Raw genomic sequence first — 9,638 nt, forward strand, 5'->3', positions numbered from 1 at the left:
GGGCAGCGGTGAGCCGGACATGGCGGAGTGGAGCGAAGGGCCCGGGGAAGGGGCGGCCGCCCCTTCCCCTTGGCTGTGCCGATCAGTCGCCGCTGGGTACGGCGGTCTCCACGCCGGGCATGCCGACGGCGAGGTGGCTGATCTGGGTGGGGGTGAGGACCCCCTGGAAGGTCCACAGGTCGGACACGGTGCCGGGGAAGTACTCGCCCCAGGTGCTCGCGCCGGTCTTGGCCCGGCCGAGTTGAAGGTTCTGCGCGGCCTTGAACGTCACGACGTCCTCGGCGGAGGAGTCGGTGTCCGTGCAGCCGGAGGCGTCCGGCTCACCATTCTCGTCGGTGTCCGCGCAGGCCACGTCCTGAAGTTCGCCGTTGATGTAGAGCTGCAGTTCACGGGCGAAGCCGTCGTAGACGACCGCGACGTGGGTCCAGTCCTGGACACTGAAGAACTGGCCGTTCTCGACCTGGGTGGTGAGGGCGTCCGCCTTGTCCGCGTCAGCGGTCTCGATGCGCCAGCGTCCCGGATCCCCGTCCGTCGTCGCGCCGGGCACGTAACGGACCGCGAGGGCGCTCTTGGTGGTGCCGGGTGCGCTGAGCAGGGTGACGTTCGCGGTGGGCTGAGCCGCGGCCTGGACAAAGGCACTGACACTGAAGCTGGCGCTGGTGTCGACCGTGGGCACGCCGGTGGCGGTGGCCGCGTAGTCGTTGACGCCGTCCAGGGTGAGACCGCCGTCCACCCAGCCGGATCCTGTGGTGGCCCCGTTATAGAGGGTCATCCCGGCGGCCGTCGCCGAAGCGTCGGGGGTGACCGGCGGGGTGCCGTTGGCCGACTCGAACTTCCAGCGGGCGCCGACCTGGGGACGCTGCTTGAACAACTGCCGGACCTCGTCACCGGAGACGGCACGGTCGTACAGCCGTACGTCGTCGGTGTCGCCCTTGAGTGGGCTGGCGACTGTGCCGTCCGGGGCGAGGCCACTGCCGATGCTGAGCGGGCCTTCGGACGACCAGCGGGCACTGTAGGCCGTGCTGGCCTGCAGAACGCCGTTGACGTAGAGCAGGAGTTTGCCGGCATCGGCGTCGTAGACGCCCACGACGTGGTTCCACTCGCCGAACCGGCCTGCGGCGCAGTTCGTGTCCGCGGGGCAGGCGGTCTGGGTGGCGCGGACGATGGTTCCGTCCGTGGAGTCGGCGTCGGTCCGGGAGAATACCCAGCCGCCCAGCGCGGAGGAGTGGTACAGCTCGAAATTGCGTCGTACGGAACCGAGTTGGGACGCCGCAGTCATGGCTCTGGCCGGCTTGTCCTTCGGCAGCCGCACCCAGGTGGACACCGCGAAGCTCTGGAAGGTGTCCAGCAGGGGGCGGCCGGTGGTGGCGTGATCGTCGACCCCGTCGAAGGTCACGGCACGGCCGCTCACCCCGGTGGTCCCCGTGACGGCGCCGCCCTTCAGCACCGCGTCGGCCGCCTGGCCGCGGCCGGTCACCTCGGTGGCGCTCGCCTCCTCGTCCAGGGGCCAGACCAGCTTGGCGGGCCGACCCGTGTCGACCTGCTGCTTGTCGGCGACCTTGGCCACCTGGGCGTCGGTGAGCTGGTAGTCGAAGAGCCGGACATCGTCGAGGGAGCCCGGGAAGAAGTCGACCAGCTCGCCCCCATGCCGGCCCGAACCCAGAAGGGTTCCGCCCCGGGCGTCCCAGGGGGCGGTGTACGGGGCCGTGCCGGCGAGCTTGCCGTTCACGTACAGCTTGAGCAGGTGATTGGGGTTGTCGAAGACCCCGACGAGGTTGGTCCAGTCGCCCAGCCGGGCAGTGGTGCAGGCGGTGTCGCCGGCGGCGCAGGCCGGCTGGACGGCACGGGTGGAGGTGCTGCCGGAGGCGGCGTCGTCCGAGTGCCGCAGGAACACCCAGCCGCCCAGCGCGGAGGAGTAGTAGATCTCGAACCCGCTGTTGTTCTGACCGGGCTGGGACAGGGCGGTGCTCGGGCGGCCCGGGTCGGTGCCGGGGAGCTTGGCCCACACGGACACCGAGAAACTCTTGCCGGTGTTGAGCACGGGCGAGTCGCTGGCGGCCCAGTCGTCGACGCCGTCGAAGCCGAGGGCCTTGCCGGAGACGCCCGCGACGCCCGGCGTGGCGCCGTGCAGCGTGGCCGGCCAGGCGCCGCCCGCTCCGGCGACGGCACTCGCTCCGGCCTGCTCGTCCATCTGCCAGGCGAGCCGGTCGGGCTGGCCGGAGCGGACGCGGAAGGTGTAGGTGGTGGGTTCGGAGCCGTTGCCGGCGGCGTCGAAGGCCTGCGCGGTGACGAAGTTGACGCCGGGCTTGGTCGGCATGAACTGCATCGTCTTGAGCCCGCCGCCCGTGGTGGTGAGGGTGTTGGCGCTGCTGGGCGCCGCATTGACGCCGAACCAGTACTTGGTGACGTCGGTGGACGTGGTGTCCACGGAGAAGGTGCCGTACCTTCCGACACCGTCCCACCAGGGGTCGTCGGGATTCTCGGGATCGGACTCCCCGTACTGGGCTGAGTTGATCACCGGTCCGACGGGGACGGACGTGTCGTACATGAAGTGACAGCCGTGGGAGCCGGTGTAGCTCCAGGCCGACCACTGCGCTCCGTCGTAGGAGCGGGCGTGCCATTCGACGTGCTTGTTCTTGGGGATGCTACTGGGGAGTACGAGGGAGAAGTCCGAGCCACTCTTCTTGGTGGTGGTGCGGGAAGAGGTGTAACGAGCCTTCCATCCGGCCCCGTCACCGGCATCCCAGGACGCCTGGAACTGCACGGAGACGGTGTCCCCGTCGGGGTCGGTGACGTTGTTGGCGCGAACCGTGGCCGTGGAGCGGATGCGGACCATCTTGTCCGAGGCCACGCATGGACCGCCTGGGCTCATGGTGAGCTGTGACAGCTTGATCTTGTTGGGGGCGCGGTTGTACCGCACGCGCAGGTAGGCGTCGTCGGAGAAGCGCTTCCAGGTGTAGCGGTCGTCCTCGCTGGTGGCGCGCAGCCCGAAGGTGATCTGCGACCACTTGTTGGCCGCAGCCTGGGCCACGGCGGCCTTGACGTCGAACTCGGCGTCGGCTGCGGCGCAGCCGTCGTAGCCGTGGGCGAAGCTGCGGGTCTGCAGGTGGTCGACCCAGAATCCCGAGGCGTCCTGCGTGTTCCAAGTGGTCGAGGAGTTGATTCCCTTGGTACGCCAGATCTGCACCTCGCGGTTGTCGCAAGAGGCCGCGTAGGTCTCCCGGACGACGAACTCCGCGGAAAGGATGGTGCGTCCGGCGAACTTGGTGGTCGGAATCTGGTAGAAGAGCCGCTTCACGTCATAGGGCGCGCAGTAGGCCCATCCACAGTAGCCAAGACCCGCGTCCGAGTTGCCGTTGAACTTCCACTGCGGGGAACTCGCCCAGTACCTGGACGCCATGGTCCAGGAGGTTGCCTTCGGCGAGTACCACTGCGGGTCGATGTAGACGGGGTAGACGGTGTCGGTGCCGGTCAGCAGGTCCTGGTCGGGGGTGAGGATCAGCTCGGTGCCGTCCCCGGCGATGTCCACGCCGACCTGTTCCAGGCGGCCGGACTCGCCGGCGGCCGGGTCCTCAGCACCGGCCGCGGGGGTATCGGCCTGGAGCGCCGACCGGGCAGAGGCGGTCAGGGAGTCTGCGGACGCCGGGTCGGTGCTCTCTGCGGCTTGGCCGCCGGTGCTGGAGTCCCACATCACCGGGGTCGACGCCTCGAAGACGGTGCCGCCCGCGCCCTCGTCGACTGCCCGCAGGCCGCCGGTGGCGGTCTCCTCGACCGCCATGCCGTCCGCACTGAGCCGCAGCCGCAGCGCGGCGAGTTCCGTGCTACGGGCGGCTTCGGCCGACTTGATCACGAGCAGTTGTGTGAAGCCGTCGGCAAGTGCGGTGAGGCGCAGGTCGACGTCCGGCAGAATGTCCGAATATGTTGCCATGCTCCCGTCAATTTGGGGGGCGGGTACGTCACCGGGCCAGGCCAATTCCAGCGTCCGACCGGCTCGCTCCACGCGCACCAGTGGGTCCCCCTCTCCGCCGCCGGAGAAGCCGAGCCCAATCGTGGCGGCCCCGGGGGCTACCATGCCGCCGTCGGTCGCGGCCAGGTCGGTATCGATCGCCCGCCATTCGCCGTCGACTCGGGTCCGCACCGGGCGCAGGTACTCCCGCGCCTCCAGGTCGCCCTCGGGAGTGGCCCAGACCTCACTGCTCTCTCCGCGTAACGAGGCCACCTCGACCTTCTGGCCGGTCCGCGCCGCCTCGGCGATCGCCTCGTCCTCGGAGGCTGCCGTCGAACTATCGGTGCCCTCTGCCGAGGTCAGTACGTCCCGGGTGACCGACTGCGGACCGGCTACGGCAGACGAGGGAAGCGCTCCCATGTGAAGCAGCCCCGCCGTCAGGGAAACCCCCATGGCGAGGATCACTCCTCTGCCCGTTCTCCCGCGTCTTCTGGCACTGAACCGCATCCGTCGACACTCCCCACCCTCGACGCAAGATCACTGCTGAGCGAAGAAAAGCTATGGGCGTCTCGCGCCGGAAAGGGAAAGCACACGGTCCGGAACGATGAACTCCTCTTACCTGCCGTTCATCTTGCGATCATTCACAGTCATCCCGAGTCTCGATCCATTCCAGTTATCATGCGCCGACCCTTTGTGACCCTCCATCGAGCAGGTACATACCGGTCATCCCGACGGATATGGAGGGAGACATGCGGCGATGCGGACTGAGTGTCCACCATGACAACGATCAGTCGTGCGCAGACCGTACGTCCAGCCCCCGAGGCCCGGGGCAGGGGGCCCACCACTGCCGTCCCGACGGGCCCAGGAACGGTCCGACGCACCGGATCCCTCGGTACGGATGACCCGCCGGGCATCACGCTGAACGGCTGGCCGCCTACCCTCGCCGATTCTGGCCGTTCACCGGCGAGTGAGAAACAAAAGCCCAGCAGATCCAACGCGCCGCCTCACTGCTTCCTTGCTGCTGCCGCTCTCCCAGGCCAGCGCCAGGAACCGTTCGACGCGGGCGAGGTCCAGTTCGGCGGCGAGCGACACGGCGACGACGGCGTGGTCGACGTTGGCCGCGAGGATCTGGCCCTCGGACCGCTTGGAGGAGGTGGAGCGGACGAAGGCGGTACGGCGGGGCAGCAGGGTCCGCACGTACAGCGGGTCGCTGCCGTCGGGGTCGACGGCGGCCCAGTCGCCCGTGCACACGACCTTCATCGGGTCACGGGGGACGACGAACTCGGTGTCGGCACGGACCGGGCCGGCCGGTGTGACGACGTCGCAGAGGCCGCGGTCGACCCGGACGACGCGGCCGGGTACGAGACCCAGCTCGGCGTACGGGGCGAACTCGGCCTCCCAGCCCGCGTCCCAGCCGTACGGAACGAGTGGATGCGAGGAAGAACCGAGAGAAGAGGAGAGAGACAAGGGGTGACCCTTCACAAGGGTGGCCCCGGCACCGCGCCCACGAGCGCGGGGAAGAAGTGAGGTCAGCCGGCGGCCACGGAGGTGGACTTGACGAACTTCCGGATGCGGGCAACGCCCGTCGCAGAGACAGCCATCGGTCGACACCTCCAAGAACACGCACAGCGGACAGCAGCGGCACGCAACGGCCGCGAGAACGAATAGGAGCCTAGCCACCCGCGCCGACGGTCGCGAGTTGTTTTCCCTCGACTGACGCAGGGCGCGACTCGGACGCAGCTCGGACTGTCAGTGGCGGCGACTACCGTGGCGAACGGGTGGCTTTCCTGCGAGTCGGAGGGGGACGCATGCTGCGCGCGGAGGGGCAGAAGCAGCCTTCCCCCCAGTGGCCTGATCTCCTGGCGAGGGGGCGAACGGCTCGTCTCATCAGCACGCCGTCGAGCGGATGGCACCAGAAGAGGCCAAGCTCTACCGCTTGGTATGCACTCGGTGCCCAGGGTGAGCTGGACTGGTCGCGGTGCGCGATCGGCTCGGTCAGCGTCCGGGCCCTCAAAGACATCTCAGGGGGGCAGCTGACGGGACCGAATCCGGCCGACCGCGGCAAGACAGGGATCGAAAGTCCACCTCCTCGAGTCGTATCGAGTCCTGGGAGAGGGTCGGGATGAGGACCGGGACTTCGACGGCTTCCGGACCTGTGTGCACGGGGGTGAAACACCTCACCGCCTGGGCGACCAGGGCAGCCGAATCCGCTTCAGGGTGTGCCCGGACGTGCTGGGCAAGGAAGTTTCCGACACGGGCTGCACTACGTTCACCTCCGAGATCTACAACGACGTACGAGGCGATCCACGTCCCGGTGCCAGAGGTGGCTCTCTTCCCGGACCCTGGCGGGAAGTCCCACGGATTCGCCCGCCACTTGATGCCGTCCGCTACGAGAAAGCACTGCGTCGGCCACCTGCCGGTGGCAGAGGCCCTCTGGTCGTCCGTCCCGGCCGGCCGTCCCGCCACGGGTGGCAGGTTGCGCACCGGAGTTGCTTTCTCAGCAGCGTTCCTGCATCTGGAGGTTGCCCCCGCCTCGACGGCGAGAACCCCTACTCCTGGCGTGGGCCCCGTAAAGCCGGACCAACCAGGAGGGGTCAGCCGACTGGGTGGGGCGGTGTGGTCGGAGTAGTCGCCCACACGCCTACGAGTTCGGGTGAGAACAGGGTGGCTGCGGCCTCGTGCATCTGGGCGGTCAGGCGTGTGTGCAGCGTCTTGATATCGATCTCCTCGGCTGTGGCCGTGCCGCTCTTCTCGATGAGCGGGAGAAGCGCGGTGACGGCTGAGGTCGCGTGTGCGACGGACATCGAGCCGGCGTCGCCCGCCGGAACGGCCACTGCCAGCCCAGTGGCCGGCAGCCCTGCCGCTCGGAACACCGCGGGAAGCCGCTCTCCGGGATCGGGGTCCGTGCCCCCTTGCCGGAAGGCCGCCTGGATCCAGCACCCGATGTCCTCGACGAGGGGAAGAGCCGGGACCGATCTGCTGCGCGAGAGGTTGAGGTCCTGGAAGGTCACCACACCGCCAGGACGGACGTGGCGTGCCATGCGGCGGACAGCGTCGGCCGGGCTGTCGAGGTGCATGAGAATGAGCCGGCCCACGAGCGCGTCGGCCGGCTGGTCCAGGGCGATGTTCGGCAGCACGTCCTGTCGGAACGTCACATGCGACAGGCCGGCGTGCGCCATGTTGCGTTCCGCGACCGCCAGCATGTCCGGGTCGTGGTCCACCCCGATGACATGACCGGACGGGCCGACGATCCGGGCCGCGATGCTGGTCAGCTCACCGGTACCGCATCCGACATCCACCACCTTCATACCCGTTCGCAGTCCGGCGAGCGTGAGCAGGTGGGCGCTGTGGGCCGCGTACAGCCTGCTCTGCAGGTCCAGCCTGCGCGTCTCGTGCTGCGAGCGGCCAAGAATGTATTTACTCACTGCTTCTCTTTCTCGTGAGACCTACTGCGGCGGCTCTTGTCCGACGGGCGCTGACCGAGCTCGTGCGCGTCATCGGCAAGGCCAAGGAGTGCCGCTGCTCGACTCGCAGAGCAGCGACACGGTGAAGCGACAGGGAAGCTGACGTGATTTCACGGACCCTTGCGGATCACGAGCCCCGGGCTGTGGGCCCTGGCGTCTCGCGCGCCACCGGCGTCTGGCGGAGCCGTTCATAGAGCACGGCGAAGGTGGTATGGAGGACAGGAAGTGTCAGAAGCGCCGTGAGCAGGAGGGCAGCGGCTACCGGAGCGAGGAGCCCCGCCGCGTAGGCGACGTACGGATTGTCCGTACCGAAGGCCATGACAGCCGGCCGTATCACGCGGCGCAGCGGTCCGGCCGCGTGGAACAGGAGCACGAATGTCCCGACCGTGAGGATGCCCGCGGACACGGAGACGGCCAAGGTCCTCCACCATGCTCCTGGGCGCCAGACCAGCCTCCACGAGCGGCGTAGTGCGGCGAGAGGACCGGCGCCCGACGCCGCGGCTGTCGGAGAGAAGGTCAACCCAAGCCGCAGGACGAGCGCCACGAGCCCGGCAGGACCGGTCAGGACGTCCAGCAGCAGGGTGCGCCGGCCGGCGTCCGGCCGCAGGTGCACTCCCAGCCAGAACGTCGCCGCCGGAACGACGCACACGATCACGCAGCGCAGCGGATACACGGCGACGACGTGGCCGAGCCGGAGCCACCGTGTCGGCTCGGCCTTCCCGGTCGCGGCGCGGGCGTGCGCTGTCTGCAGCGCGGCGCAGCCGAGCCAGGAGATGGCCAGCAGAACGGGGGCTCCGGCAGCGATGAGACGCAGGAGCAGACCGGTGTCGGGCACGTAGGAGTCGCCCTGCTGGTGTGCCTCCCGTCCGGCCCTCCACATCTCGGCGAACGCGTGCCGGGCGATGACGAACGCCGTCGTGGTCACGGACAGTCCGCCCAGTCCGGCCAGGCCGACGACCGACAGCGTCCACCGCAGCGGTACGCGGCGCCCAGCCCTGATGACACGGAGGGCGGCAGGGACGACGCCGCTCGCCTCGGACTCCCGGCCGCCCCGGGATTCGTCCCGGCCGCATCGCCCCGTCCTCACCATCGCCGTCCCCAACGTGCTCCGACTGCAGTTACCCGACCGGAGAACGCCCGCGGCCGCCGTCCGGTTCACTGGCACCGCGGGGCGGGATGAGCAGAGATGGGGACGGGCGCGACGGCCACCTCGTACTCGACGACGAGGGCGCGGTGCGCGCCCGACTGCACAGCGGCGGCGGCAGCGGCGATACGCCGGGGGATCGAGCGGGACCAGGTCGCCTCCGGCGTCGGCACCGACGGCGACCACGTCCGGTTCGCCGACATGAACGCCGACGACTGCCGGGACGACTACCTGACGGTCTCCGACTCGGGCGCGGCCTCCTCCTGGCTCGACAACTGCCGCGCACCGTCGTCGTCCGGGGTGGTCGCGTGCCGTGCCGGTGTTCCGGGCCGACACCGTGCCGCCGGACAGGCCGAGCCGTACCCGCTGTCCCTCCCCGCTGTCAGTCAGGCACGCTGGTGTCTCCGGGCGCGGACTCCTCCGTTTCTGCGGGGAGGGGCTGCCGCAGATCGGCGGACTCCACCACCATGGACACCGGCGACGAAGGGCTGAGGAAGAGGAGGTCGCAGTCCTCCGGGATGCGTTCGAGGAGCTCCGGTACGGCGACCACCTCGTACTCTCCGATCTGCTCCTTGTCGTGATCGGCCTCGGCGCTGGTGACGGCCACGGCCCGCCCGCCCTCTTCGGAGACGACGCTGATGGACAGATCCCCCTCCGGCTCCAGGTACACCGCCAGCTCCGCGTTGCGGAACGCCTCCAGTACCGCATCCGCCGGCCCGTACCCGGTGGCCCAGAGCTGCACGGCCGCGTCGATCGCCCCGATCGGCTCCAGCCAGCCCAGTGCCCGCGGCGACGGACGGTAGTCCTCGTTCTCCTCCCAGTCCACGATGATGCCGTTCTCGTCGGTGCGCCACTGACCACTCGACGTCCAGTCGGGCGGTTGTCCCTCGCCCGACCAGGTGGAGTCGTAATAGCCGATGTAGTGGTCGGGCGCCAGCCGGGCCGCTTCGACCACCTGGACGGGCGGAGCGGGCATGGGGAGCGGTCCTATGAAGTCCGCCACGGGCACACTGTCGTACGCCGCTCGCTCCGCTGGGTTTTCCGCTGCGACATCTTCCGTGTCCGGGGGCGTTCCGTTCTCCGG

Annotated in this window: 4 protein-coding genes and 2 pseudogenes; 1 reads left to right on the top strand and 5 read right to left on the bottom strand. The window is 69.3% G+C overall.

The features are described 5' to 3' along the window. Positions 1–82: 82 nt before the first annotated feature. Both J7I94_RS23870 and rsgA read right to left on the bottom strand, forming a co-directional pair. Positions 83–4,399, bottom strand: a complete 4,317-nt coding sequence (locus J7I94_RS23870) for a LamG domain-containing protein (protein WP_251075625.1) — start codon at positions 4,397–4,399, stop codon at positions 83–85. A 552-nt stretch (positions 4,400–4,951) separates the two neighbouring features. Then, positions 4,952–5,413 (bottom strand): annotated as a pseudogene (gene rsgA, locus J7I94_RS23875) (GTPase RsgA); the annotation flags it as partial. A gap of 479 nt (positions 5,414–5,892) precedes the next feature. Between rsgA and J7I94_RS23880 the strand changes: the two are divergent. Next, positions 5,893–6,037, top strand: a pseudogene (locus J7I94_RS23880) (IS5/IS1182 family transposase); the annotation flags it as partial. Positions 6,038–6,540: 503 nt separating this feature from the next. On the opposite strand, the gene J7I94_RS23885 reads toward J7I94_RS23880, so the two are convergent. From J7I94_RS23885 to J7I94_RS23895, 3 genes are all read right to left on the bottom strand, one after another. Beyond that, on the bottom strand, positions 6,541–7,371 hold the full coding sequence (locus tag J7I94_RS23885) for a class I SAM-dependent methyltransferase (protein ID WP_308114673.1): 831 nt from the start codon (positions 7,369–7,371) through the stop codon (positions 6,541–6,543). Between the two features lie 166 nt (positions 7,372–7,537). Beyond that, complete coding sequence (locus J7I94_RS23890; RefSeq protein WP_215169844.1) at positions 7,538–8,497, bottom strand: hypothetical protein; 960 nt, start codon at positions 8,495–8,497, stop codon at positions 7,538–7,540. A gap of 439 nt (positions 8,498–8,936) precedes the next feature. After that, positions 8,937–9,530 carry a type VII secretion system-associated protein gene (locus J7I94_RS23895; protein ID WP_215169846.1) on the bottom strand — a complete coding sequence of 198 codons (594 nt, stop codon included), beginning with the start codon at positions 9,528–9,530 and terminating at the stop codon, positions 8,937–8,939. Between the last annotated feature and the right edge of the window lie 108 nt (positions 9,531–9,638).

The sequence above is a fragment of the Streptomyces sp. ISL-12 genome (genome assembly GCF_018614415.1).
In the GTDB taxonomy this organism is placed as follows: Bacteria; Actinomycetota; Actinomycetes; order Streptomycetales; family Streptomycetaceae; genus Streptomyces.

Coding starts and splice junctions, on each gene's coding strand:
- J7I94_RS23895 (WP_215169846.1), bottom strand. CDS start 9,530: ATGCCCGCTCCGCCCGTCCAGGTGGTCGAAGCGGCCCGGCTGGCGCCC.
- J7I94_RS23870 (WP_251075625.1), bottom strand. CDS start 4,399: ATGGGGGTTTCCCTGACGGCGGGGCTGCTTCACATGGGAGCGCTTCCC.